Here is a 25,424-nt window from a genome sequence, read left to right as displayed (position 1 = left end):
TTAACAGCAGAGAATCGGCCATTTCGCCCAGAACCAGTTCGGCAATAGCGAATTAACACAACGTAAATATGCACAGATTGCAATCGAGATATCGCCCACATCGGGGAGCCGATCGACATTTGCCGGAAACGACGAAGCGGCGCACCGCGAGTATCGCGATGCGCCGCCCTTCGTCGTCTACGGGCTCGAAGCCGGCTGGTTACTCCGCGCCGCCCGCCCCGGGGGTGCTACCCGCCCCCGAGGTCCCGGTCGATCCCGAGGTGCTACTCGACCCCGAAGCACCGGTGCTGCCGGACTGCCCGGTTTCGCCCGACGGTGCGGACGCGCCGCCGCGGAGACCGCTCACCACACTCTCGAGCACGCGCGCAACGGGGCCGGACGGTGCGCTTTCCGGCTGCTGCGAGCCGGTCTGCTGGGTTCCGGTCTGCTGGGTTCCGGTCTGCGGCTGCGTCACCGTCGGCGGCTGAGCTTCCGTCTGCTGCGGCTGGACCGACGCCGTGCCGCCCTGCGGAGCCGTCGCCGGGATGACCGGAGCACCGGCGCCCGACGGCACCGTCGTCGGCGCCTGCGGCGCCGAGAGCGGCGCGACCGTCACCGGTGCGGACGCCTCCACGGGAGCGGCGAACGTGGTCTCCGGTGCCTTCGCCTGGCCGGCTGCGGCGACGGCGGTGCTCACCCCGGCCGACGGCCACTCGAACCACGGCCACCAGTTCGCACCGACGGCGCCCAGGTCGCCCCACAGAGTGGCGGGGATGTACAGGCCGAACGCGCTGCCCGGGCCGATGCTGCCCGACGGGAAGACCCACTCGACGCCGTCCCAGCCACCGGAGATCGACCCGAGGTTGGCGGAGAAATCGCCCCAACCCCAGCCCCACGGCAGCGTGAGATTGCCACTGACCCCCGCGGAGGCGCCGACCGACGTGCCGACCCAGAAGTTCAGGTACGGGTTCAGGGTGAGGGAGCCGCCGAACAGGCCGGGGATCCGGATCGACCACGCCGACATCGGCGACGCGGTCGGAGCGGCGATATCGGTGGGCTTCACGGTCGTCTGGACCGGCACCGTCGGCCCGCCCGCACTGAACGCCGCCGGATCAGCGGAGAGGGAGGCCGCATTCGCGGTGCCGAACGGGAAGTAGGCACCGAGCCAGCCGTAGGGCGCGCCGTAGGCGGGGCACGCGCCGACCCAGCACCCCAGCGAGCCGAGCGAGCCGCCGGCGTTGATCGGCCAGTTGATGCCGAAGGCGTTGATATCCCCGATCCAGCCGGCGGGCCAGTTCACCTGGCCGCCCCAGAATCCGATCGCGCCGCCCAGGGGCATGACGCCGCCCGACGCGGAGCCCCAGCCCCAGGGCAGCACGCCGGAGATGTTCAGCTGCGGGTTCGCCCAGATACTGGTGAAGTTCGTCCCGATGGCCAGACCGCCCGTGACGTTGACCGAGGCCCCGAACGGCAGCGGAATGTAGACCGCCTCCGCCGTGCCCGCACCCGCCGTGGCCATCGTGGCGGCCGCGGCCACCGAGGCGATGGCCGACGATGCCCGGCGAGTCCGCCGGCGAGAAATTTCGCTGCTCTTGCTATTTACCTTGTTCTCCAGTGTTCGCACCGGAATATGGTGACATATTCGAATACCGCCCGCTAATCGTTCCGGCCCGATTCACGGTCTTCATCGGGATCCGACGAACCTGTCTCCACCAGCGCGAATGCCACCAGAGGATGAACATAGAACAACTCTCGGACGCCTAAGACCGCTCTTGCGTCGCAATCAGAGCGGGAACGACGTCCTCCTTCCTGGATCAGCGCATGGTGGCGACGTTGGTCCACAACGTCTTCAGGCTGTCCGTCCCGCCGAACAGCGTGGTGAAGTTGGTCGAGTCGATCAGCAGGATGTCGCCGGCGCGGTCCCCGGTGGGCGGCATCCACGCCAGGTTGTTGAAGTGGGTGTTCCCGGCGTCGATGAACGGGTGCGGGCGGTTCAGGTCGACGGCCTGGCTGGAGAGCACCTTCAGACCCGAACCGGCCGCCGCCTCCGTGAGCGCGTAGTGCGGCAGGTGCGGGTGGAAGTTGAACGTGGTGACACCGTTCAGGAGCCCCAGTTCGTCGGTGTCCACCCGGGTGATCGGCGCGATGCCGCCCACCTCCGGGTCGACCGCGGGCCGCAGCCCCCACACGTTGTGGATCGGCACCCCCAGGCCCTGCATCAGGGACCGGGTGTACAGCCCGAACCGCTGCTGGCGCGGGACCAGCGGGTCGCCGTGGTGCAGATACTCCACCTGGCGCTGCTCGAGGTCGTCGGTGAAGCCCACGTCGTGATGCGGGGCGAGGACGAGGCAGGTGCCCTCGCGCTGCAGCCAGCCGCGCAGCGCCTCGATCTCCTCCGGCGCGGCGGCCTGCTCGCTGAGCAGGTGGTCGAGGCCGAAGACCATCAGGGTGTCGGTGTCGTTCAGGATCCGCTCGTCGATCGGCAGTCGGTAACCGGCCTGATCGATCCGCTGATACACCGCCACCTGCTGACCGGTCGCCTGCTGGGCGATCTCCTGGAAGGACAGCGTGGACCGGTGGAACAGCTCCAACGTGCCGGCGATGCCCTGGAGGAAATGCGCGGCGTCGTACTCCGGCGTCTCGTACGCCGGCCAGAGGGCGTTGCGCACCTCGGTGATGGTGGAGAACCTGTTGTACATCTCCGCAGGATCCCGCTGGGCCTCCCACGGATAGCTCCAGGTCCAGTAGATGCTGATCCGGCGGTTGCGGTTGTGCGGGCGCGGGTTCTGAGTCGTGTTGTACACGCGACCGGTTGCTGCAGTCATCGTGGTACTCCTAGGTCGTGGGCTGATCGGCGAGATATCGCAGCCCGGACATGCCGGGAACGAAGAAATAGGCGCCACCGGTCACGGTGGTGAATGCGGGCAGTCCGCGAATCACCTTCTTGATCGGCCGCCGGGGAATGGTGAAGTCGAGCGTCCCGTCCTGTGCGCCGGTGATCGGATCGTGCTCGTTACCCAGTTCGTGGAAGTCCTTGTCGTTGGTCCACACGTTCTGGGCGAACTCGAACTGCCGCACCAGATCGGCGCACAGGATGAAGGCGGCGATGCCCCGATCGGCACCGTCGTCGGGCTGTCCCTCGGGCAGCGGAGGGCCGTACGTCGCGCCGCGACGGATCATTCGACGCCGATTCATGTTCGGCGCGGTGTCCCGCGGATTCATCCGCCGGATGTGCGCACCGAGCGGCACCGCGTAGCCGTGCGGGTCCTGGTCCTGATACGCGAAATCGTTGTTGCGCTGCGGGTCCTTGCCGAGCTCCGGATCGTCCTCGGTGGGAACCAGCACCAGGGGCGCACCGCTGCGCCACCGGCCCATGAGCTTGGCGGCGAGCAACTCTCGGTCGTACTCGGTCTCACCGTGCTCGGCCAGGAAGTCGCGGAACCTGCCCACGTGCTCGCGGAGCCGCCGGTACGCCATGTAGGTGCCGTTGCGCACCAGCTCGGCCGGCTGGGGGCCGACGGGCACCACGCCCGACTCATCGGCGTAGCCGAGCAGGAACTCGCCGGCCTTGATCGGCGGGCCCGAGCCCGGAGTCGGCCGGATTCCGGTGCCTTCCATCTCCGGCTGCGACAACCGGTCCCGGTAGCCGAAATGGTCGTGCGCGAACCCGAAGGGCGGTACCGCCACGAGGTCCAGGTGCGCGGTGAGCTCCACGCCCGGGCACTCGGCGAGCACCCGGTCGTGCAGGGCGACCACGTCGGCCACCCCGTCGGGCTCGCGGGTGAACCAGACCGCGATCGCATGCAGATCCGGCTCGGCGAGGCCGTCGGCCCAGTGCTCGGGGGCATTGGCCCCGACGTCCCCGAGGATCTCCGCCCGTGCCGCCATTCCCTCCCGGAAGGCGCGGGGGAACGACTCCACCGTCGCATCGTCGAGACCGAGAGCGCGGAGCCCGTTCCAGGTGAAGCCGAGCGTGAGCCAGTACTTCGCGGTGTCCTCCGCCGCCAGTGCGGACGTCACGGACGCCGCATGCGCCGTCATCGCGCTGACCCAGCGGCGCCCCGCGGCCGGATCGCCGAAGGTGACGAAGTCGTACCGTCCCGCCTGCGCCGGCTCCCTGACCAGCACCATGTGCTGGATGTCGTCCATCTCCAGCATGGACTGCTACTGCATCGAGTCGAGCATGGTGCCGAACGCATCCTTGATGCGCAGCGCCTTCTTGATCTCCTGCGCCGAGACCCAGGGATATTCCGCGTACTCCAGGAAACTCGGGTTCTGATGGTCCCGGACGAACTTGATGAAGGCCTCCGAATTGGTCTGCCAATCCTCGGGGAAGCCCTCGAGATGAGTGAACACGGTGGTCACGCCACTCGAACTGAAGATCGCGATGGCGTCCTCGGTGTACTTGTCGAAATCGGTGTCGAAGATTCCCATGTACTGGAAGTGCAGACCGCTCCCCACGTCGAACAGGTTCCACCGCAGGAAATGGAGCTTCAGCGGGTTCAGCATCTCCGGATCGGCCGCGACCCCGGCCTCGATGGTCTTGCCGTAATCACGGACTGCCTGCTCGTGGCCGTCCTTGACCTTCGCGATGATCGAGAAGCCGTACCGCGCCGGCGTTTTCGGGTACATCGGGCCGTACCGGCCCTCCTGCAGTTCGAAGTACCCTTCCTTCGGCAATGCCATCGCGGCGGGTTTTGTCCAGTCGCTCATTTCTCCACCATCCACTCTTCTTGGGATCGGTCACGGCAGCCTCTACGGCTACCGGAGAAACACTAGCCCCTCTCCGCCGGAGCTTTCACTCTCCCGCGGGATCGCGGACGACGCACCGGAAACCGATGTGCACCGTCGAGGTGTCCTCGTCCTGAGCCTGGCGCGCGGCGGGCCGGTAGCGCAGGCAGTAGTTCGGCGCGCACAGATGCGAGCCGCCCTTGATCACGTATCGCCGGAACCCCGCCTCGCCCTCGGGCGTGGGCGCCGGCGCGGCGGGGCCGCAGCAGGGCGAGGCGGGCGCCGAGTGGTCCGCGGTGAACTCGTCGGCCGTCCACTCCCAGACGTTCCCGGCGACGTCGAACAGCCCGTACCCGTTGGGCGGGTAGGTCCCGACGGGGGTCGTGCCCGGTTCCTCCGCCTGGCCGCGCCCCGGCTCGAACTCGCTCGGGAAGCGGCCGATCCACGTATTGGCCATCCGGCGGCCGCGCAGTTCGAAGTCGTCGCCCCAGCTGTAGGTCTTCCCGCGGAGCCCGCCGCGCGCCGCGTACTCCCACTCGGCTTCCGTGGGCAGGGACTTGCCGGCCCACTGCGCGTAGGCCAGGGCATCGGCGCGGGCGATCTGGGTGACGGGGTGACGGTCCTGGGCCGCCGGCCCGTCCGGCCCCTGCGGGCGGCGCCAGTTCGCGCCGGGGACGTAGCGCCACCACTGGCGCCAATCGTCGAGCGGCACCGGCCGCGGAGGCCGCACGAAGACGAGGCCGCCCGCCACCACCTCGGACGGGTCGGCGCCCTCGTAGTCGCTCGGGTCCGGGTCGCGCTCGGCGTGGGTGACGTAGCCGGTGTCCTTCACGAACCGCCGGAAGTCGGCGACGGTGACCTGGTGCGCGTCCATCCAGAACGCCTCGACCCGGATCGTGCGGACCGGACGCTCCTCGGGGAAGAAGTCCTCCGAGCCCAACTCGTTCTCGCCGGCAGGAATCCGGACCATGCCTTTCACGGGTGTCCTCCATCGTCAAACGAACGGCGCGCGCCCCCCTTTTCGCGTTTTTCCTCCCTCGTAAAACAAATGTCCCACACACCCGAAGTTCCCCGCGCCGTTGATCGTACGGGTACAGCGCTTAGCTGTTGCTCCCGTTGGTCGAGCCGCCGGTGTTCGCCGAGGAGTCGGACGAAGTGTTCGACTGCGTGTTCGTCTGCGACGGGGCCGGATCGTTCGCGGGCACCGTCGGTGCCTGCGGAGCGCTCGGCTCCGGCACCTTCACCTCGGGCACCTTGACCTCGGGCGTCTTCGGCTCGGGGATCTTGATCTCGGGGATCTTGATCTCGGGCGTCTTCGGCTCGGGGATCTTGACCTCGGGCACCTTGACCTCGGGGGTGACCTTCGAAGTGACCGGGGTCGACGGTGCCGGCGCGTCGTTGGTGGGCGGGGTGAAGGTGCGCAGCTGCGCGCCGGTGGGCTGCGACGGGGCCGAGTCGGACGCCGGAGCGGAGAAGGCGGTGACCGCCGGGCCCGCGGCGTTGTCAGCGCTCGCGGTCTTCGCTGCAGGCGGGTTGAGCACCTTGGTGATCGTCTCGATCTCCTTGGCCGGGAAGCCGATCACCGTGGTGATCGACTTGGAGACCGCGTCGAAGATCACCGTCGGGATCTGGCCCCACTGCCCCGACAGGAAGAGGTTCGGCACACCCGGGTGCACCTTGCCGTCCGCGTCCTTCGTATCAGCGAGGAGGGCGTAGAAGTTCGAGTAGATCGAACCGCCCGCCTGGACCGCGTCCCACGCGACCCTGACCGGCAGGCCGGCGATGTCGAGGAGCTGGGTCGCGGAGGCCGGGATCAGCGACGATGCGCTGCCCTGAGTGGGCGCACCGGCCGCCGTGACCGTGGCCTTCGGGGGCGGGTTGATCACCTTGAAGGTGTCGTCGATGGCCTTGGTGAACAGCCCGGGCACGCTGCCCCACTGCCCCTTGAGGATGGCGTTCGGGACGGCGTCGGTGAACAGCTTGAACCAGACGCTGTAGATGCCCTGCCCGACCTGAACCACCTGGAAGACGCTCGCCAGCGGCAGTCCGGCGAGGTTGAGGGCATCGGTCACCGAGGACGGGATGCCGGGCAGCGCGAACGCCGCGGGCGCAGCGGCCGGTGCGGCGAGCGGGGCAACCCCGGCGGCGTCCTTGGTGACGATCAGAAGGGGGGCGAGCCCGGCGGGCGCGGCGCCCTTGGCGCCGGCGGGCGCACCGGTCGCTGTGGAGAGGTCCTGCAGGACCGAGGCAGGGGTGGTCGGGGTGCTCGTGGCGGCCGAGACACCGGGGACGGGCGCCAGGGCGACGGCGGCGGCGGTGACGACAGCGCCCAGGGTTGCCTTGCGGATCATGTCTGTTTCCTTCGATGTGAGCAGATCGGCGCGGTGATTTCACGCCGTGCAGCCGGCCGCGCCGCCTGCTGCACTTCGTTCGGATCGTACTGTGCGTGCACAGATGGCGGTGTCCGAATCGGACACCGCCATCTGTCTGCGTGTGATCGTCAGCCCAGGGAGAAGGGCTTGCTCCAGATGACGAGGGTGCCCTCCGTGTTGCCCACCTTCGCCGTGACGACAGCGAAGAACTTGGCCTGGGCGTAGCCGCCGCAGCCGTCCACGCCGATCGTCTGGTCCGAGTAGGCCAGCGAGCCCGCGTTGCCGTCGAAGCTGTAGCTGTTCTTCGGGTTGGCCCAGGTCGGCTTGACCTCGTCGCCCGGCTTCGGGAACGTGGCGCGGTCGAAGGTCAGGTACTGAGTACCGATCTGGCCGGCGCCGAGGCCGATCGAGCCGCCGGTGGTACCGGTCGCGAAGACACCGTTGGTCGGCGTCGCATACCCGCCCGGGCTGACGCTGCCGAACTGCACGCCACCGCTGGCGCTGACGCTCGCGGTGGTGATCTGGATCTGGCAGCCGATGGCGTAGCCGGCCTGGATGCTGCCGCCGGACGCCTTGCCGCCGGTCACCTTGATGTCGAGCGCGCCCGAGACCCACGCGTTGCGGGTGGTGGGCAGCGCGACCATGCCGGGCGAGAGCTTCGCCGTGTGGCCGCGCAGCGTGATCGAGACGTTCCCGTCGCCGATCTTCTGGTTGACAGTCGGGTTGTCCAGGCGCAGGAACGTGTCCGCGTTCGCGGTTCCTGCGGACAGCGCGCCGGCTGCCACGGATGCGGCGGCGACGACAGCGGCGCCGCGCATTGCGATCTTCTTCATCTAAATGAGTCCTTCGGGGAATCGCCGCCCGGGGGCGGGCAAGAGTTCAGGTCGGTCGGGTGGGCTCTAGCCCATGGAGAACGGCGCGCCGTACAGGAAGCCCTGGATACGGTTGCTGCCCTTGATCTCCACGAAGGTCGCGACACGCGCCTGGGCGTAGCCGGAGCAGAACGGGATGTCGACGTTCTGGTCACGGATGACCACGTTGTAGGTACCCGGCTTGGTGAACTTGATGTTGTCGATGCCACCGGGCTGATCGCTCTGGTTGTATCCGGTGAGGGCCTGCGTGGCGCCGGGCGACAGCGGGATGGTCACGTACGGCGAGACGCCGCCGAGGCCGAGAGACGGGCTCGTACCGAGCGATGCCGACGGGCCCGCGACGTTCACGCCACCGGCGATCTGACCCGGGAACTGGCAGCCGTAGATCACGGCGACGCCGAGCTTGCCCTGGATGTCCTTCACGCTCGCGGGCGCCTTGACGTCGACGGTGCCCGTGGTGCGGATCCACACGGAACGCGACTGCGGCGTCGCCATCGTGGGCTGGATCGCGTAGGAGTTGCCCGACGACTTCAGGACGATCGACCAGCCCTCGGGCGCGGTCACAACCTTCTGCCCGTTCGGCAGCGGTGCCGCCGAAGCCGAACCAGTGGTCATCGTGGCAGCAGCGGCCACCGCGATCGCAACGGCGCCGATGCGCCCTGCGACCTTGCTCATCTTGCTCATTCGTTCCCCTCACCAGGAATCATGGTGTGACACTCCGGTAGGAGCGCCAGCCCTGCGGCTCACCCAGCCTCAGGCCGAACCCCGCGCATCGTCTCAGCGCGGGATCACTATCGGTTCCCCGGAGGTCTTCGCTGACCTTCGGTTCCCGCGGAGCATATCCTCAGGTTTCGCGGCGGCGCAACGGTTTCGGTCGTTGCAAATCATGTATATGCGAATTCGCCTATCGCGATCATGAATTCGGCACCTGTGCGCCCACCTGCACTTCTTAGGCTGTACTCACCGGTAACCTCCGGTTACCTGCACAAGGTGCGCACCGATCGCCCCTGAGAGTTCATTCAGATAACCCAGAGCCGTAACCTGAACGTTTCACGGACAGACTGTGGCCTTTGTCACACCGCCTCATCGCCCGGCCTCACCAAGCCGGACCGGCGGCCTTGTGACGCGTCAGCCGGCACTCCCCGCCTAACGCCGCTCAGCCCCCGTGGTGCGGCGGCCGGTTCTCGCGGTACCAACGCTCCGTCGGGTCACCGTCGGGCCTGCTGACGGCCGATGCCGCACCCGACCGGGGTGCGGCATCGTCAGGCAGATCGTCTCGGGTCTGCGCCGGCAGCACGTCCCCGAAGATCCGCGCGATATCGCGCGCGGAGTACTTCCTGGGCCCGGGCTCCTCGGGGCCGGAATCGCCGGAGGCCATCACCGGGCCTGGTCGTCCCCACCCGCGATGTGCCGAATGACGTGCGTCGCGAGCGGGGTCAGCGTGGCCATCCCATCCCGGATCGCGGCGCGCGAGCTGGCGAGGTTGACCACCACCGTGCTGCCGGAAACACCCGCCTGGCCCCGCGAGAGGCCCGCGTCGATCGCGCCCGCGGACCGGCCCGACGAGCGCAGCGCCTCACAGATACCGGGCAGCCTCTTGTCCAGGATCTCCTCGGTGGCCTCGGGCGTCACGTCGCGGGCGCCCACGCCCACGCCGCCGATCGTCACGGCCAGGTCGACGCCGCCGATCACCGCGGTGTTCAGCGCGTTGCGGACGTCGACCTCCTCGGCAGGGACCACGACCACCGCGTCGACCTCGAAGCCCGCCTCCTCCAGCAGCTCCGTCACCAACGAACCCGCCGACTTGCCCGCGCCGGACGCCCTGGAGGTACCGGGCTGCAGGTGGTCGTCGACCACCACGACCAGCGCGCGGCCGACCACGCCGGCGCCGTCGAGCGCCGCATCGTCGAGGGCCGGCACGTCCAGCGCCTCATCCTCCAGCCACTCGGCGTCCTGCGGCCGGCTCCGGCTGATCTCCGCGGTCATGTCCACTCCTCGTGTCATTTGTCCAACTTATCGAGCGTCACCTGCTTGGACACCGGACTCGTACTACTCGGGCTGTCGAGGTAGGTAACGGTCACGGTAGTCCCCGGCGGATAGGCGCGCACGGCGCCGATCAATCCGTAGCCGTCGGTGATCTGGAGATTGTCGATCTTGGTCACCAGCGCGCCCTTCGGGATCCCCGCGCGACCGAAACCGCCGGTCGGCGAGACGTCCACGACCAGCGCGCCCGGCCGGCTCACCGAGGCCCGCGGGTCAACGGTGATACCCACGGCGGCGTGCGTGGCCTTGCCCGAGTCGATCAGTTCCTTGGTGATCCGCTGCACCTGATTCGACGGGATCGCGAAGCCGAGACCGATGCTGCCGCCCTGCTGCCCGGTCTGCCGCGAACTCCCGAGCGTGGCGATCGAGGAGTTGATGCCCACCAGGCGACCCGTCATGTCCACCAGGGCGCCGCCCGAGTTGCCCGGGTTGATCGCCGCGTCGGTCTGCACCGAGTTGATCACCGTCGTCTGGTCCGAGTCCTTGCCGCTGGTCGCGACCGGGCGGTTCAGTGCGGAGATGATGCCGCTGGTCACCGTGCCTGCCAGGCCCAGCGGGGCGCCGACCGCGACGACCTCCTGGCCCACCGAGAGCTTGCTGCTGTCCGCGAAGGCCAGGGGCTTGACGTCGCGCTTGTCGGTCTGGATCACCGCCAGGTCGGTCACCGGATCGGTCCCCACGACCGCCGCATTGCTCACGCTGCCGTCGGAGAAGGAGACGGTCAGCTTGCCGTTGCCCGCGATCACGTGGTTGTTCGTGACGATCTTGCCGTCCGCCGTGATCACCACACCGGAGCCCGACGAATCCGAGTTGCCCGCCTGGTTCTCGATCGAGACGACCGCGGGCAGCACGCTCTGCGCCACCTCCTGCACCGACCCCTTGACCGCGGGCGGGGCGTCACCCCCGGACACCGTCACCGTCGAACTCGAGCCGTCCTTACCCCACACCAGGTACGCGCCGGTCACCGACAGCAGCGAGGCGACCAGTGCGATCGCCACCCCCAGCGCCACCAGGGCACCCATCCGCGGCCCGCGTGGCGGGGTCGTGGTCACCGGGGGCAGGCCGCCCGCCGCCGCGTAGCCCGACGGTGCGCCGCCCGGCGCCGCCGCCGGGTACGGGCTCGAGTACTGCTGCGTGGGCCGGTACTGGCCGGCTGCCGGCTGGCCCGGCTGTTGCCCCTGGTGGGGATAGTGCGGACCCTCGGTCATGGAGCCCCCTCCTTCGTTCGTGCACGCCAGAGTGCAGGCGCTGGCTGTGAGGTGCCTGTGAGCAGATTGTCACTTCCCCCGGCACCGGAGAACATCATTTTCCCCGCAACAGGCGCAGGCGCGGTTCCCGCCGCACCACCTGCGGGGCCCGGCCGCCCGCGACCGGGCTGCCCGGGAGTTCGAGACGCACCAGGGCACCGCCACCGTCGGCCGCCCCGACGGCGACGGCGCCGCCGTGCCGCTCCACCACCTGCTTGACGATGGCCAGGCCGAGTCCCGAACCGGGCATGGATCGGCTCGCCATCGAGCGGTAGAAGCGCTCGAAGACCAGCTCCCGGTCCTCCTCGGGGATGCCGGGGCCGTTGTCGGCGACGGTGAGCGCCGCGCGGGAGACGCCCGTCTCCGCGAGCTCGACCCGGACGACGGAATCGTCGGGCGAGAACTTCGCAGCGTTGTCGAGCACGTTCACCACCGCGCGCCCGAGGCCGCCGTTGTCGCCGTAGACGAACCACGGGGCGCTCGTGACGTCGAAGCGGACCGTCGGGCGGCGGCGCTCGACCCGCTCGACCGCCTTCTGCAGGACCTCCTCGAGGTCGACCTCCTCGTTCACCGCCTCGGGCGCGTCCTCGCGGGCGAGGTCGACGAGGTCCCCCACCAGCGTGGTCAGCTCCTCGACCTGGGCGAGGACGTCGTCGGAGAGCTCCTTCATGTCCTCCTCGGGGATGGGCGGCGCGCCCGGCTGGTTAGCCGCCACGAGCAGCTCGACGTTGGTCCGCAGGCTCGTGAGCGGCGTGCGCAGCTCGTGGCCGGCGTCGGCGACGAGGCGTGCCTGGCGGTCGCGCGACTCGGCGAGCGCCTTGAGCATCGTGTTGAAGCTGGTCGTCAGGCGCGCCAGCTCGTCGCGGCCGGTGACGGGGATCGGGGCCAGGTCGTCGGTGCGGGCCACCCGCTCCGCGGCCTCGGTGAGGCGCTGGACCGGTCGCAGGCCGCCACGGGCGACGGCGGTGCCCGCGATCGCGGCGAGCACGATGCCGCACGCGCCGACCACGATGAGCACCGTCGCCAGCTCGCTGAGCAGGTTCTTCGTCGGGGTGAGGTCCTCGGCGACGATGATCGTCACGCCGTTGTCCAGGCGGCGGGCCATGACCCGGGTATCGCCCTCGGACCGCAGCGACTGCGGGCTCCGGCCCTGGATGACCTCGCGTTCCTTCTCCCCGATCGGGACCTGGCCGGACGGGCCCGAGTGGTACGGCGTCCCGTCGGGATAGACGACCATCGTGCGGTTGACGGACATGTCCGGCCGGAACATCAGCATCATCATCACGGTGGTGAACTGCGTGACCGGCGAGCTCATCGCGGGCGCCACGGAATCGACCTGCTGGTGCAGCCGGTTGTCGACGTCCGCGTACATGGCCCGCTTGACCACGAAGAACGCCGACGCCGCCATGAGCGCCACCGCGATGCCCACCACGGCCGCGGCGAGCAGGGTGACCCGCCACCGGAAGCTGACGTTGCGGGTGATCGGGTTCGGATCGCGCATCGGCCGCTTCGCGCCCGGGTCGCGCAGATCCGGGCGCGCGTGCCGGGGCAGCGGGCCGGACACCGTCGGGAGGCGTCCCGTCATGGTGCCTCCGGCGTCGGCATCCCCGACGCCCCGGGCGTAGCTCCCGGCGTCACGGCGGGGTCTCGCGCAGGACGTACCCGACGCCCCGCACGGTGTGGATCAGGCGGCTCTCACCGTCGGCCTCGGTCTTGCGGCGCAGGTACCCGACGTAGACCTCCAGCGCATTGCCCGAGGTCGGGAAGTCGTAACCCCAGACCTCCTCGAGGATCCGGCTGCGGGTGAGCACGCGGCGCGGGTTGCTCATGAGCATCTCGAGCAGGCTGAACTCGGTGCGGGTGAGGCTGATGCTGCGATCGCCGCGGAGCACCTCGCGGGTCGCGGGGTCCAGGCTGAGATCCTCGAACCGCAGCACCTCGTTGTCGGCGCCCGTGTCCGGCGCCGTGCGCCGCATCAGCGCCCGCATCCGCGCCAGCAGTTCCTCCAGAGCGAAGGGCTTGGGCAGGTAGTCGTCGGCGCCCGCGTCCAGGCCGCTGACGCGGTCGCTCACGGCATCGCGGGCGGTGAGGACGAGGATCGGCAGGTCGTCGCCCGCGCTGCGCAGGCGGCGACACACCTCGAGCCCGTCGATCCGCGGCATGTTCAGGTCCAGGACCAGCGCGTCCGGGCGGTTGCTCGCGATGTGATCGAGCGCGTCCTGCCCGTCGACGGCGGTATCGACCTGATAGCCGTTGAAGGTCAGCGAGCGGCGCAGGGACTCCCGCACCGCCCGATCGTCGTCGACCACCAGAATTCGCATAGTCCACAGTCTTACCGAAGTCGGGTGTGAATTGGCTTAATGGGTGCTTGGCCGAGAGCGAACACACGTCCCCGGCCCCGCCGGGTTCCCGCTCCCGCCGACGAACCTCAGCGTCGTCGCACGACCCGCCGACACGCACCGACGGCCCGGCCCAGCACGTCCTCCGGCGCGACGGGGACCCGCCAGCCCTGCCACAGCGCCAGGAGCCGGAAGCCGGTGGCCAGGACGGCGCCGACCACGAGCGCGCGGGTGTCGGTCGCTCCCCAGGTCGAGGCGAGCACCGTCGCTCCGGCCCCGGTCAGGGCGGGGATCGCGTAGAGGTCCTGCTGCTGGAGCAGCAACGGCACCTCGTTGACCAGGATGTCGCGCAGGACTCCGCCGCCGAGTGCCGTGGTGATGCCGATCAGCGCCGCGGCGAAGGGCGACGCACCGTGCAGCAGCGCCGTCAGAGCACCGGTGGCGGAGAAGACGCCCATGCCGACCGCGTCGAGCACGAGCACGGAGCGCCGGAGCCGGCCGAACTGCGGATGGAAGACGAAGACGAAGGCGGCCGCGATCGACGCCGTCGTGATGTTCTGCCAGCCCTGGAACGACGCGGGCGGGTGGATGCCCAACAGCACGTCACGGGCGACGCCGCCGCCCACGCCGGTCAGCGCGGCGAGGGTCCACACGCCGAACAGGTCGAGCCGCTTGCGGACGCCGATCAGCGCGCCGGAGGCGGCGAAGACCGCGATGCCCGCGTGGTTCAGCACCGCCAGCAGCACCGGGGCTCCTTCGGATACACCGCAAGAGCGGGCCGGCACAGGGCCGGCCCGCTCTTGCGGAAAGCTCGATTAGCGGCGGTCGAGGTCGACCAGGCCCAGCTTCGCGGCGCGCACGAGGCGACGCGGAACCAGGTGGGTGCGGCCGCCGACCTGCACGGCCTGCAGCTCGGGGTTGTTCGCCTTCCACTGCGAGCGGCGAGCATGCGTGTTCGCCCGCGACATACGGCGCTTCGGTACAGCCATGATTCTTCCTATCGGTCTTGACGTAAAAAGCTCCCGACGCGAGCCCAGAAGGCTTCCAACGTCACAAGCACAGGAGTCTACCGCCGAACGGCCCGCCCGCCAAAACGCGCGTACTTCTCCTGGAACTTCTGTACTCGGCCGGCGGTGTCGACCAGCCGCTGCCTGCCCGTCCACAGCGGGTGCGAGTCGCTGGTCACGTCCACGACGATCAGCGGATACGTCGCCCCGTCCAGTTCGACGGTGCGCTCCGACGTCGCCGTACTCCGGGTCACGAACACCTTCCCCGTCGACGCGTCCTGGAACGCGACCGGGTGGTACTCGGGATGGATTCCCTGCTTCATGACATCTCCTCGTCTTCTCTGTCGTCGCGCCCCGGGGCCGGGGCGAGGTCCTCGCACGGATCGGCGTGCATCGCCCCGAACGGGTCGTGCCAGCGCGCCCACTCGTCCGGTCCCGCGGCCAACTCCACCGGAGTCAGTTCGGCCCACCGCAGGGCGTCGGCGATCTGCTCGGGGTCGGCCCCGGCGGTCAGCACCACCAGGTCGGTCCGACGGTCCCCGTGCGCCTCGTCCCACAGGGCCGAGGCCATCGCCCACCGTTCGGCGCTCCCGTCGCCGCCGGCCGCCAGCCACGGCCCCGCCGTCCCGACCCGCAGTCCCGCGCCGGCGGACTCGAGCCAGAGGGCGTCGTCGGACCGGGTGGCCAGCCAGATCCGGCCCCGGGCGGTGACGACACCGTCGAGCAGCACGTCGATCGCCTCGTGGAACCGGCCCGGGTGCAGCGGGCGGCGGGCGCTGAACTCGATCAGCCGGACGTCACCGTCGGGCTCCAGCGGCGGGCAGCCGGGCAGGAGCGGGCCGAAGGGCTCGATGGGGCCGCGCGACGTTCCGAGGCGCGGGACGAGGCGGTCGAGCGGGACGCGCTCGCGGGCGATCGGCGCGCCGGGCGCGAGGCGCCGCAGGACGGCGCGCAGCCGCGCGGGGTCGGGACTGTCCCCGGTGACGACGATCAGGTCGGCGTTCTGCGCGTGCCCGACGGCCACCTGGGCGACGGTGCGCTCGTCGTCGCCGGGGACCGGGAAGCGCTCGCCGAGTTCGGCCTCGCCGAGGGCGTCGTCGAGCCAGGTCGCACCGTCGACGAAGCCGATCACGCCGGTCACCTCGACGTCGCGCGCGGCGGGCCCGGGGACGGCACCGACCATCTCGACGACGACGTGCTCGATCGCGTGCCGCACGGCGTCGGCCTCGAGGATCGGGTCGAGCCGGACGACGATGCGCCGCACGCTCCCGCGGCGGTGCAGCGTGCGCAGCAGCGGCAGCAGATCCTCTCGGAGCGTGCAGGAGACGCAGCCGTGCGCGAGCTCGAGCAGCGTGATGCGCTCCTCCGCGGTGCCGTCGGCCCGGACGGTGGCCTCCGACCGCACGAGCAGACCCTCGCGGAGACCGGACAGGTCGTGGTGCACGACGACGGTGCCGGGCTCGGCCAGCTCCAGCGCGCGCTCCTGCCCGCCGAAGCCGGTCAGGAGCAGGACCGGGGTTCTATTGGAAATGATTCCCATTTCTAGTACGTTACCTTATCGACAATCATTCGCAAGAAGGAGAACCATGTCCGCACACTGCCAGGTCACGGGTCGAGCGCCCGGCTTCGGCAAGCGGGTCTCGCACTCACACGTGCGCACGAACCGCCGCTGGGACCCGAACATCCAGCGCCGCCGCTACTACGTGCCGTCGCTCAGGCGCACCGTCACGCTCCGGGTGTCCACGAAGGGCATCAAGACCATCGATCGCCGCGGCATCGACGCGGTGGTCGCCGACATCCTCGCCCGAGGGGAGAAGCTGTAATGGCCCGCAACGAGATCCGGCCGATCATCAAGCTCAAGTCCACCGCCGGCACCGGTTACACGTACGTGACCAGGAAGAACCGCCGCAACGACCCCGACCGCATGGTGCTGCGCAAGTACGACCCCGTCGTCCGGCAGCACGTCGACTTCCGGGAGGAGCGCTGATGGCGACGAAGGCGAAGATCGCCGCCAACGAGCGGCGCAAGGTCCTGGTCGCCCGGTACGCCGAGCGCCGCGCGGAGCTCAAGCGGGTGATCGCGCATCCGTCGACCGCGCCCGATGACCGGGCGGCCGCGGTCTCCGCGCTGGCGAAGCTGCCGCGGGACGGCTCCGCCACCCGCATCCGCAACCGCGACGCCGCCGACGGCCGGCCCCGCGGACACCTGCGCAAGTTCGGCCTGTCGAGGGTGCGGGTGCGGCAGATGGCGCACGACGGCGAGTTGCCCGGCGTCCGGAAGTCGAGCTGGTGATGGCACGTAAACCGACCCGAGCCCCGGCGGCGCGTCGCGGCCTGCTCCGCGTGCCCGACGGTGCCCTCGACTACAAGAACGTCACCTACCTGCGCACATTCCTCAACGACCGCGGCAAACTGCGCTCCCGCGCGATGACCCGGCTCTCGCCGCAGGACCAGAAGAAGCTGGCCCTGGCGGTGAAGAACGCCCGCGAGATGGCGCTGCTCCCCTACTCCTCGCGGTAGCCGCTCACGATGTCGGGTCTGGTTGCATCGGACAGGTCGCTGCGCACCTCTGTCGCACCAGAACCCGACATCGTGAGCCGCCGGGGGCTGTCCTCCGCCCCGGCCGCCCGAGCTGCGCCGCCCGCCCGGTCTTCTCGGCCGCGATACTTCGATCCCGTAACCTTTTGAGCCGTGACTTCCGTGCTGGCCGGCTTCGCCGTGATCGCGATCATCGTCGCGGCGGGGTGGCTGCTGGGCAGGCTCGGCGTGCTCGGCGAGGAACCGCAGAAGCAGCTCTCGCTGCTGGTCTTCTACCTGCTCACGCCGGCTCTGCTGCTCCACGCGCTGGCGACCACCGAGATCGGCGTGCTGTTCAGCTCGCGACTGTGGGTGAGCGCCGGGTCTGCGCTGGCGATCGCGGCGGTCTACTACGCGATCGCCCGGATCCTCTGGCGGCGCCGGACGGGCGACGCGACGATCGGGGCACTGGCCGCCAGCTATGTGAACTCGTCGAACCTCGGCATCCCGATCGCGGTCTTCGTACTGCACGACACGTCGTACGTGGCGCCGCTGCTGCTCTTCCAGATCCTGATCTTCTCGACGATCGCGCTCACCGTGCTCGATCTCGCGGAGACCCGCGAGCGCACGGGCCCGAAGCCGCCGCTGAGCCGGACCCTGGTGACCCCGCTGCTGAATCCGATCCTGGTGGGCGCGCTGATCGGGCTCGTGATCTCGCTCTCCGGGTGGCACCCGCCGGACTGGCTGATGAGTCCGGTCAAGCTGCTCGGCGACGCCTCGGTGCCGATGGCGCTCCTCGTCTTCGGCCTCTCGCTCGGCGGCGTCCGGGTCCTGCAGAAGGGCGAGGCCCCGCGCCGGGACATCGCGCTGGCGACAGTGCTCAAGATGATCGCAATGCCGGTCCTCGCGTGGGCGATGGCGCGGTTCCTGTTCGGGCAGTCGGGCCACGCCCTGTTCGCGCAGACGGTGACCGCCGCCCTCCCGACGGCACAGAACGTGCTGGTCTACGGCCTGCGATACGACCGCGGCGTGATCCTCGCCAGAGATTGCGGGCTTATCACGACGGTGCTCGCGATACCGGCGATCATGCTGATCGCGTTCCTACTCACCTGACCTTTGTGACGGACGACCCGGTCACATTACGCCTGTGACGCCCGTTTCGGCTTGGGTCGGCGAAACTACTCGTGGGTTAATAAGGCCACGAGTAGCGCGCGAAGCGGTGTGCTACGAACCGAACCCAGGAGAGACCCATGGCTCAGACCGCCGCACAGCGCGCCGTCGAGGTGTTCGTCTCTGCCGTCGAGGCCCGCGGGGGCAAGGCAGAGGTGACCACGAAGGGCAGCACCACCCTCGTCACCGTGACCGCAGCCGACGGGCACACCGAAACCCTCCGCGTCAAGGCCACCACCGGCGATTCGTGGCAGGCCCGCAAGAGCGAGGCCGCCGCCAAGGCCCCGGTCACCGCATGGGCCCTCGTCGACCTGTCCGACGGTGCCCCGATCGCCATCGCCCCGGCCGCCGACTACGCCGCGCACGTGGCGAAGCTCGCCGCGGGCTGGGAGGGCAAGAACCCCGGCAAGTCGCTCACCGCCAACACCAACCTGACCGTGACCGCCGACGCCGTGGCCGGTTGGGAGGACGCCTGGTCGGTGGTGGGGCTCGACGATGCCGCGCCCGCCAAGGCCGCCCCCACCGCGGAGAAGACGCCGGCCGCTGAGCCCGCGACCCCTGCCGCCGAGAAGGCCGCCGCGGCGAAGCCTGCGGGTTCGAAGGCTGCCGCTTCGAAGGCCGCCGGTACGAAGGCCTCCGGGTCGAAGGCTGCTGCTTCGAAGGCCGCCCCGGCCAAGAAGGCGCCGGCGAAGAAGGCCGCCACCACGAAGACGACCCCCGCCTCCACGAAGGCGACGCCCGCCAAGAAGACCGCGGCCGCGAAGGCGACCGCGAAGCCCGCCACCAAGACCGAGGCGACGAAGACCGCCGCGACCACGCCGTCCGCCGCGAAGCCCGCCGCGACCCGGACCACCGCCAAGAAGGCCCCGGTCAAGGCCTCGGAGGCCAAGATCACCCCGATCGCCGCACAGAAGGACGCCGCCGCGAAGGGCAAGGCCCCGGCCTCGATCGACGCCGCGTCCGCGAAGCCCACGGCCAAGACCACGACCAAGGCCAAGCCGAAGAAGCAGGCCAAGGCCGCACCGACGACGAAGGCGGATGCGAAAGCACCGTCGACGGACGCGCCGAAGGCCGAGGAGAAGGCCGCACCGAAGAAGGGCCAGCCGTCGGGCATCGCCCTGCTGCTCAAGCGCCTCCCCGTGGTCGGCCGCCTGCTCTGACCCGGTTGCCCGCTCCCGGCCGGGAGCGAGCGACCCCGGGGTTCGCCTAGAGTCGGAGGCATGTCCGACGAGCTGGAACCCCTGCGCCGCGACGTCCTGCGCGCGTCCGACCACGACCGCAACCGTGTGGTGGAGATGCTCTCCGAGGCGCTGGGCCTCGGCCAGATCACCCTGCACGAGTACGAGGACCGCTCTCAGCAGGCGGTGGAGGCGCGAACCTTCGCCGACCTCGACCGCCTCGTGCTGGATCTGCCTGCCGTGCAGAACCTTCCCGCGCCGTCCGCGCCGGCGTACCGCGCCCCGTCGTCGGCCCCGGCGGGTGTGCCGCGCATGGGCGAGACGAAATGGGCCGTGATGTCGGAGACGAAGGTTCGCGGTCCCGTAGCGGTGGGTCCCGAGCACACCGCGACCGCGTTCTGGGGCGGCGTCACGCTGGACCTGCGCGAGGCCACGTTCCTCGTCGGCGACGTCACCCTGAACGCCTACGCCGTGATGGGCGGCATCAGGATCGTCCTGCCGCGCGGCGCCAACGTGCACGTCGAGGGCGTCGGCGTGATGGGCGCCTTCGAGCACAAGAACCCGCAGAAGGGCGACCCCACCGGGCCCCGGATCGTGGTGAAGGGCTTCGCCTTCTGGGGCGGCGTCGAGGTGGAGATCAAGTGATCACCGCCGGCGTCGGCTCCCCAGGAAGTCGCTGACCACCGCCGCGCCGAGCCCGTCCAGATCGGGCGAGACCAGCCGCCCACCGACGCGGCGCACCACCGCCGTGAGGAACCGGGTGAGGCCGGGATCGTCACCGAGCTGGAAGACGGTGATCTGCGCGCCCTGCGCGGCAACGGCATCCAGGCCCCGCACCGTCATCGCGACGGTCCGCGGGTGCGGCGGGTAGTCGAAGAAGGGCTCGCCGTTCCGCTCCAGGTGGGCGGTCGGCTCGCCGTCCGTGACCACGAGCAGCACCGGCTGCGCGTTCGGATGCGACCGGAAGTGCTGCTGCGCCAGGGCGAGCGCGTGGTGCAGATTCGTGCCCTGCTCGTAGACGCCGTCCAGGCCGGTCAGCTCGCCGACGCTGAGGGTGCGCGCGTATCGGCCGAAACTGATGAGCGCCAGATCATCCCCGCGGAAGCGCGTCGAGATCAGTTGGTGCAGGGCGAGGGCCGTGCGCTTCATCGGCAGCCAGCGGCCCTCCATCACCATCGAGAAGCTGGTGTCCACGAGCAGCGCGACCGCCGCGCGGCTGCGCGCCTCGGTCTCCGTGACCTCGATGTCCTTCGCATCCAGCGCGACCGGTCCCGACTCGCCGGAGGCCGCCTGCCGCAGCACGCCGTTGAGCACCGTGCGGGTGGCGTCCCAGGGCTCGGTATCGCCGAACCGCCACTCCCGGCTCGCGCCGGTCGCCTCGCCCGTGGCGCCTGCCCGTGCGGTGTTGCGCTCCCCGCCCCGGGAGGTCAGACGGTGCGCGACGTCCCGCAGGATCGACTGCCCCAGCTGCCGGATCGCCTTGGGCGAGAGCCGTAGCGCGCCGTCGGGATCGCGGGAGAAGTAGCCCTGCTCCTTCAGCGCCTTCTCCAGCTCGGCGAGGGTCCGCGCGTCCGCGACCGCCTCGTCGCCGAGCTGCCGCTGCAGCGCCTCCAGGTCGATGTCGTCGAGCGAGGCGCCGTTGTGCTGCTGGCTGAGCTGTTCGGCGAGGGACTCCAAGTCGGCGATGTCCTGCATCGCCTGCGTCGCATCGCCGAGGCCCATGCCCTCGTCGCCCTCGAACTCCTGGCTGCCGTACCAGTCCTCGCCGGGACGCGCGTCCATGAGCTTGCCGGTGAGGTCGCTGAGCGCCTGCGAGAGCTGCGGCGAGCCGAAGGCGGCCTGCGACAGCTCCTCCAGCTCCGCCCGCTGCTCCGGGGTGAGGCTGTTGTACAGGCGCTGCGCCGCCGCGGACCGCCGGGCCAGCGCGTCGATCAGCTCGTCGATGTTCCGCGGATTCTCCGGGAAGTACCTGCCGTGCTCGGCCATGAAGTCGTCGAAGTCGTCCTGCGTGGCCTCGCCGGCGTTGTGCTTGTCCAGCAACGCGTTCAGGTCGTCGAGCATCTTCTGGATCGCCGCGCGGTCCTCGTCGGTCGCGCCCTCGAGCGCCTGCTTGATCCCGGCGAACTGCTGGTCCAACAGCTCGCGGCCGAGCAGGTCCCGGATCTGTTCGTACTTCTGCGCCGCCTCGGGTGAGCGCCACTGGTAGTCGCCCAGCTCGCGCACGGCCTGCGCCGCCGACGGCGGCAGGTTCGAGATCCGCATCTCCTGGAACCGGGCATCGTCGTCGAGAGCGCGCGCGAGCTCCTTGCGCTCGGCGAGCACGGCCTCGTCCAGCAGTTTCTGGACGTCCTCGAAGGTCTTGCCGAGATTGTTGCGCTGCAACAGCTCCTGCCGGCGACGGTTCGCCAGCTCCGCCAGCTTGTCCAGGCCGCGGCGGTTCTCGCTCCCCCGGCGCAGGTACTCCTGCAACGCGCGGCGGGGCGAGACGCCGCTCATCACATCGCGGCCGATCTCGTCCAGCGCGTCGCGCAGGTCCACCGGCGGGGCCAGCGGATCCGGCCCGCCGGTGTAGCGGCGGTACCGGGCCAGGTGCCCCCGCCGTCCCTCCCGCGAGCCTCTAGCCATAGACGGTCTGCCCCTCGTCGTCGGACTCCTTGCCGATCCTGCGCGCGAGATACAGGCCCTCCAGCGCGAATTCGGCCGCAGCGGCCCGCTCCCCCGGCGACTCGGCCTCGAGCCGCCGGTAGACCTCCGCGAGGACCGGGACCTCGGGAAGCGCGGACAACAGTTCGGCGGCGGTCACGTCGTCGCCCGTGACGACCGGCCCACCGGCCTCGATGGCCTCCACGAGCGGCCCCAGGTCCACCCCCAGCAGGTACTCGCCGATGGTCGCGGCCGTGGCACGACGGAGCAGGTGCACGAGGGTCGCGATCTCGCGGCCCTCCTCGCCCGCCTCGAACTCGACCTTGCCGCGCAGCACGTCGGGCACCGTCATCAGGTCGACGGGGCGCGCGACGGGCAGCTCTTCGCCGCCTACGGCCGCGCGGTGCAGCGCCGCCGCGGCGATGGTCTCCTGCGCCGCGATGGCGAACCGGGCCGAGACACCGGAGCGCTGGTCGACGGCGGGCGACTCCCGCAGCTCGCGGGTGAACCGCGCCAGCACCTCCGTGAGGTACTGCGGCACGGAGGCCACCACGTCGGCCTCCTGCTCGATCACCGCCACCTCGTCCTCGAGGTCCAGCGGGTAGTGCGTGCGGATCTCGGCGCCGAAGCGGTCCTTGAGCGGGGTGATGATCCGGCCGCGGTTGGTGTAGTCCTCGGGGTTCGCCGACGCCAGCAGCAGCACGTCGAGCGGCAGGCGCAGCGTGTAGCCGCGCACCTGGATGTCGCGCTCCTCCATCACGTTGAGCATCGCGACCTGGATGCGCTCGGCCAGGTCGGGCAGCTCGTTGACGGCGACGATGCCGCGGTGCGCCCGCGGGATGAGGCCGAAGTGGATGGTCTCCGGGTCGCCCAGGCTGCGGCCCTGCGCCACCTTCACCGGGTCGACATCGCCGACCAGGTCGCCCACGGAGGTGTCCGGCGTCGCCAGCTTCTCCGAGTAGCGCTCGTCGCGGTGCTTCCACGCGACGGGGAGGTCGTCGCCCAGCTCCTGCGCCCGGCGGATCGAGGCCGGGGTGATCGGGTGGTACGGGTGCTCGCCGAGCTCGGCACCGTCGATGACGGGGGTCCACTCGTCGAGCAGCCCGACGATCGTGCGGATGAGGCGGGTCTTGCCCTGGCCGCGCTCGCCGAGCAGGACCACGTCGTGGCCGGCCAGGAGCGCGCGTTCGAGCTGCGGGATGACGGTGTCGTCGAAGCCCTGGATGCCGTCCCAGGGGTCGGTGTCGTCGCGCAGCGCGGTCAGGAGGTTGTTGCGGAGCTCGTCCTTGATCCCGCGGTAGACGTGGCCGGAGGCCTTGAGTTCGCCGAGGGTCGAGGGCAGCGTGTCAGGGCGTGCGATGCTCACGCGCTCCACGCTACGCCGATCCCCCGACGATGCCCTGCCGACTACGCCCCCAGCGAAACCGGGAATACCGGAGGGTTACTTCTTCGCGGTTCCGGGCAGGACACCGGCATCGATCACGGCCTTGCTGATCGGTCGCATCCGCTCGATCAGCCCGGCGGCGGCATCGTCGAACGCGGCGCCGCTGACGGCGTCGGTGCCGGCCTCGATCTCGTCGTAGAGGGCCATGCCCTCGGGGGTCAGGCGGTGCGTCTCCGGCTCACCCTCGACGAGGCCGCGGTCGGCGAGGTGGGCGACCGCCCCGGCCCACTGCTCCTCGCTCCAGCCGCGGGTGATCCGGAAGAAACGGCGACCCATGACGCGGCGGCGGATCGCGGGGTCGGGCAGGTCCGCCTCGTGGAAGACGCCCGCCTCCAGGCCGGTCAGGCCGTGCCGGATGAGTTCGGCGAGGTGGTTGTCGCCGCGCCACTCACGCAGGACCGAGACGTGGCGCCAGAGCGCGAGCGCGGGCTCGTCGGGGACGCCCGACGATGCCCAGGCGGACGCCAGGGCCCGGCCCGCCAGCGGCAACTCGTCGACGACGGTGCCGAAACCCTGCGCGAGGGACTCGATCTCCGCGGGGTCGATGCCGGCGAGGATCGTGCGGTACTGCTCGGCGAGCATGGCGTAGCGCCGGTCGTCGATCTCGGCGAGCCCCGCCTGCAGGGCCTGCGTCCAGCCGGCATCGATGACGGTGGCCGAGAAGTTGTAGAAGGCCGCGGTCACGACGGAACTGTGCGCCTCCCCCATCGGCGCGGCGCGGGCCCCCACGTAGAAGGCGTGCTGATCGATGCCGAGATCGCGGCAGGCGTCCCGGATCCCGGGGTTGAAGTAGGCGACGAGGTGGAAGGGCTCGACGGTCTCGTAGGCACGGCGGGCGAGGGCGGCAGTCTCCGACATGCCCTTCACAGTGTCAGGGCGGGCGCCGGATGTCGACGCCGGGCTACGTGTAGAAGCCCTCGCGCAGGTTGATGCCGTGCTCCACCCAGGCCTTCATCGCAGCGAGCATGCCGGTCCAGCCCATGCAGTTGCCGAAGGCGCCCTTGGCACCGGCCTCGGTCGCCGTCCACGCCGATTCGGTGATGGTGACCAGCGTGCGGGTGTCGTCGTCGACGGGTGCGAACTCGAAGGTCGTGGTGGTGTGCCCGTCGCCGGCGGCGGCGTTCTCGGCGTCCCAGCGGATCACGATCTTCGAGTGCGGCGTCGCCTCGACCACCTGCACCGGGAAGGCGCCGGGGAAGTCGGCGAAGTCCCAGGTGACCTCGGTGTTCGACTCCAGCCGCCCGCGGGCACCGCCGGTGGTGAAGTACTTGGACAGCTGCTCCGGATCGGCGACGGCCTCGTAGACCTGCGCCGTGGGACGCGCCACGTAGCCGGAGACGGTGAAGGAGAGTTCGTTGAGTTCGGACATGTGATAAAACTACAACATGTCTACGCGGGGTCGCAAGGGCGACGAGGACGCCGGCGCAGCGGGGCGCCCGGAGGCGAGCACGGCGGCGCGCTCCCCCGCCGACGAGGACGCGGACGATCTGGTCTTCCGCGCGCTCGGGAACCGCACGCGGCGCCGCATGCTCGACGTGCTCAAGGAGTCCCCGCGCACCACGGGCGAACTGTGCGATCACTTCCCCGACCTCGACCGCACCACGGTGCTGCAGCACCTGCGCGTGCTCGAACGGGCCGAACTGGTGATCGGCCGCAAGGTCGGCCGCGAGCGTCACCTCACGCTGGCCCCGGTACCCATCAAGCGGATCCACGACCGCTGGATCGGCCAGTACGCCCGCGCCGCCGTATCGCTACTCGACGATCTCACCCGCGACTGATGACGACTTCCACTGCGCCGCCGTGGGGGGGGGGGGGGTTTTTTTTTTTTTTTTTGGGAACAAACCCAACCCCCCCACCAACCTCCCCACCCGCTTTGTGGCCAC

General features: G+C 70.2%; 29 protein-coding genes. 8 read left to right on the top strand and 21 right to left on the bottom strand.

What is annotated here, in order from left to right; genetic code table 11:
* Positions 1–199: 199 nt before the first annotated feature.
* From AC21LY_RS13585 to mrf, 17 genes are all read right to left on the bottom strand, one after another.
* Positions 200–1,603, bottom strand: a complete 1,404-nt coding sequence (locus tag AC21LY_RS13585; RefSeq protein WP_489047016.1) for a hypothetical protein — start codon at positions 1,601–1,603, stop codon at positions 200–202.
* A 190-nt stretch (positions 1,604–1,793) separates the two neighbouring features.
* Complete coding sequence (locus AC21LY_RS13580) at positions 1,794–2,804, bottom strand: hypothetical protein (protein WP_489047015.1); 1,011 nt, start codon at positions 2,802–2,804, stop codon at positions 1,794–1,796.
* Between the two features lie 10 nt (positions 2,805–2,814).
* Entirely contained in the window at positions 2,815–4,137 is a 1,323-nt protein-coding gene (locus AC21LY_RS13575) for a Dyp-type peroxidase (protein ID WP_489047014.1), read from the bottom strand.
* Positions 4,138–4,143: 6 nt separating this feature from the next.
* Complete coding sequence (locus tag AC21LY_RS13570) at positions 4,144–4,692, bottom strand: hypothetical protein (RefSeq protein WP_489047013.1); 549 nt, start codon at positions 4,690–4,692, stop codon at positions 4,144–4,146.
* 85 nt (positions 4,693–4,777) lie between these two features.
* Positions 4,778–5,689: a formylglycine-generating enzyme family protein gene (locus AC21LY_RS13565; RefSeq protein WP_489047011.1), complete on the bottom strand. Its 912-nt coding sequence runs from the start codon at positions 5,687–5,689 to the stop codon at positions 4,778–4,780.
* Between the two features lie 121 nt (positions 5,690–5,810).
* Positions 5,811–7,061: a hypothetical protein gene (locus AC21LY_RS13560; protein ID WP_489047010.1), complete on the bottom strand. Its 1,251-nt coding sequence runs from the start codon at positions 7,059–7,061 to the stop codon at positions 5,811–5,813.
* Between the two features lie 149 nt (positions 7,062–7,210).
* Positions 7,211–7,915 (bottom strand): MspA family porin, encoded by a 705-nt coding sequence (locus AC21LY_RS13555; RefSeq protein ID WP_489047008.1) that lies wholly within the window; start codon positions 7,913–7,915, stop codon positions 7,211–7,213.
* 66 nt (positions 7,916–7,981) lie between these two features.
* Complete coding sequence (locus AC21LY_RS13550) at positions 7,982–8,638, bottom strand: MspA family porin (protein ID WP_489047007.1); 657 nt, start codon at positions 8,636–8,638, stop codon at positions 7,982–7,984.
* Between the two features lie 472 nt (positions 8,639–9,110).
* Entirely contained in the window at positions 9,111–9,332 is a 222-nt protein-coding gene (locus tag AC21LY_RS13545; protein ID WP_489047006.1) for a hypothetical protein, read from the bottom strand.
* On the bottom strand, positions 9,332–9,940 hold the full coding sequence (locus AC21LY_RS13540) for a MogA/MoaB family molybdenum cofactor biosynthesis protein (RefSeq protein WP_489047005.1): 609 nt from the start codon (positions 9,938–9,940) through the stop codon (positions 9,332–9,334). Before AC21LY_RS13540 ends, AC21LY_RS13545 begins: the two co-directional genes overlap by 1 nt.
* Before the next feature lie 14 nt (positions 9,941–9,954).
* Entirely contained in the window at positions 9,955–11,205 is a 1,251-nt protein-coding gene (locus tag AC21LY_RS13535) for a trypsin-like peptidase domain-containing protein (RefSeq protein ID WP_489047004.1), read from the bottom strand.
* A gap of 94 nt (positions 11,206–11,299) precedes the next feature.
* Entirely contained in the window at positions 11,300–12,829 is a 1,530-nt protein-coding gene (locus AC21LY_RS13530) for an ATP-binding protein (RefSeq protein ID WP_489047003.1), read from the bottom strand.
* Positions 12,830–12,878: 49 nt separating this feature from the next.
* On the bottom strand, positions 12,879–13,565 hold the full coding sequence (locus AC21LY_RS13525) for a response regulator transcription factor (RefSeq protein WP_489047002.1): 687 nt from the start codon (positions 13,563–13,565) through the stop codon (positions 12,879–12,881).
* Between the two features lie 107 nt (positions 13,566–13,672).
* On the bottom strand, positions 13,673–14,329 hold the full coding sequence (locus tag AC21LY_RS13520; protein ID WP_489047001.1) for a trimeric intracellular cation channel family protein: 657 nt from the start codon (positions 14,327–14,329) through the stop codon (positions 13,673–13,675).
* Between the two features lie 69 nt (positions 14,330–14,398).
* Positions 14,399–14,572, bottom strand: coding sequence for a 50S ribosomal protein L32 (gene rpmF / locus AC21LY_RS13515; protein WP_013127873.1), 174 nt, complete (start codon positions 14,570–14,572; stop codon positions 14,399–14,401).
* 77 nt (positions 14,573–14,649) lie between these two features.
* Positions 14,650–14,913: a type B 50S ribosomal protein L31 gene (locus AC21LY_RS13510; protein ID WP_489047000.1), complete on the bottom strand. Its 264-nt coding sequence runs from the start codon at positions 14,911–14,913 to the stop codon at positions 14,650–14,652.
* Positions 14,910–16,121, bottom strand: coding sequence for a ribosome hibernation factor-recruiting GTPase MRF (gene mrf, locus AC21LY_RS13505; RefSeq protein WP_489047156.1), 1,212 nt, complete (start codon positions 16,119–16,121; stop codon positions 14,910–14,912). The genes AC21LY_RS13510 and mrf overlap by 4 nt, the downstream gene beginning before the upstream one ends.
* A 55-nt stretch (positions 16,122–16,176) precedes the next feature.
* On the opposite strand from mrf, the gene rpmB reads away from it, so the two are divergent.
* The 7 genes from rpmB to AC21LY_RS13470 all read left to right on the top strand — a co-directional run bounded on the left by rpmB (position 16,177) and on the right by AC21LY_RS13470 (position 20,099).
* Positions 16,177–16,413, top strand: coding sequence for a 50S ribosomal protein L28 (gene rpmB / locus AC21LY_RS13500; protein ID WP_489046999.1), 237 nt, complete (start codon positions 16,177–16,179; stop codon positions 16,411–16,413).
* On the top strand, positions 16,413–16,577 hold the full coding sequence (rpmG, locus tag AC21LY_RS13495) for a 50S ribosomal protein L33 (protein WP_013127877.1): 165 nt from the start codon (positions 16,413–16,415) through the stop codon (positions 16,575–16,577). Before rpmB ends, rpmG begins: the two co-directional genes overlap by 1 nt.
* A complete protein-coding gene (gene rpsN / locus AC21LY_RS13490) occupies positions 16,577–16,882 on the top strand; it encodes a 30S ribosomal protein S14 (protein WP_489046998.1) in 306 nt (101 codons plus the stop codon). Before rpmG ends, rpsN begins: the two co-directional genes overlap by 1 nt.
* The gene (gene rpsR / locus AC21LY_RS13485) at positions 16,882–17,109 is read left to right on the top strand and encodes a 30S ribosomal protein S18 (RefSeq protein WP_489046997.1); all 228 of its coding nucleotides are present in this window, start codon (positions 16,882–16,884) and stop codon (positions 17,107–17,109) included. The genes rpsN and rpsR overlap by 1 nt, the downstream gene beginning before the upstream one ends.
* A 171-nt stretch (positions 17,110–17,280) precedes the next feature.
* On the top strand, positions 17,281–18,219 hold the full coding sequence (locus tag AC21LY_RS13480) for an AEC family transporter (RefSeq protein WP_489046996.1): 939 nt from the start codon (positions 17,281–17,283) through the stop codon (positions 18,217–18,219).
* A gap of 137 nt (positions 18,220–18,356) precedes the next feature.
* On the top strand, positions 18,357–19,436 hold the full coding sequence (locus tag AC21LY_RS13475) for a hypothetical protein (RefSeq protein WP_489046995.1): 1,080 nt from the start codon (positions 18,357–18,359) through the stop codon (positions 19,434–19,436).
* A gap of 60 nt (positions 19,437–19,496) precedes the next feature.
* Positions 19,497–20,099 carry a DUF1707 SHOCT-like domain-containing protein gene (locus AC21LY_RS13470; RefSeq protein ID WP_489046994.1) on the top strand — a complete coding sequence of 201 codons (603 nt, stop codon included), beginning with the start codon at positions 19,497–19,499 and terminating at the stop codon, positions 20,097–20,099.
* Here AC21LY_RS13470 and AC21LY_RS13465 read toward each other — a convergent pair whose 3' ends face one another.
* The 4 genes from AC21LY_RS13465 to AC21LY_RS13450 all read right to left on the bottom strand — a co-directional run bounded on the left by AC21LY_RS13465 (position 20,100) and on the right by AC21LY_RS13450 (position 24,910).
* Positions 20,100–22,079, bottom strand: a complete 1,980-nt coding sequence (locus tag AC21LY_RS13465) for a vWA domain-containing protein (RefSeq protein WP_489046993.1) — start codon at positions 22,077–22,079, stop codon at positions 20,100–20,102. It lies immediately after the preceding gene.
* Positions 22,072–23,457 carry a sigma 54-interacting transcriptional regulator gene (locus AC21LY_RS13460; RefSeq protein ID WP_489047155.1) on the bottom strand — a complete coding sequence of 462 codons (1,386 nt, stop codon included), beginning with the start codon at positions 23,455–23,457 and terminating at the stop codon, positions 22,072–22,074. Before AC21LY_RS13460 ends, AC21LY_RS13465 begins: the two co-directional genes overlap by 8 nt.
* 81 nt (positions 23,458–23,538) lie before the next feature.
* Entirely contained in the window at positions 23,539–24,399 is an 861-nt protein-coding gene (locus tag AC21LY_RS13455) for an SCO6745 family protein (protein ID WP_489046992.1), read from the bottom strand.
* Between the two features lie 43 nt (positions 24,400–24,442).
* Positions 24,443–24,910: an SRPBCC domain-containing protein gene (locus tag AC21LY_RS13450; RefSeq protein ID WP_489046991.1), complete on the bottom strand. Its 468-nt coding sequence runs from the start codon at positions 24,908–24,910 to the stop codon at positions 24,443–24,445.
* Between the two features lie 16 nt (positions 24,911–24,926).
* On the opposite strand from AC21LY_RS13450, the gene AC21LY_RS13445 reads away from it, so the two are divergent.
* A complete protein-coding gene (locus AC21LY_RS13445) occupies positions 24,927–25,319 on the top strand; it encodes an ArsR/SmtB family transcription factor (protein WP_489046990.1) in 393 nt (130 codons plus the stop codon).
* Positions 25,320–25,424 lie beyond the last annotated feature (105 nt).

This window comes from Tsukamurella sp. II2bb (assembly GCF_057815145.1).
This window is presented reverse-complemented; position numbering and strand designations above follow the sequence as displayed.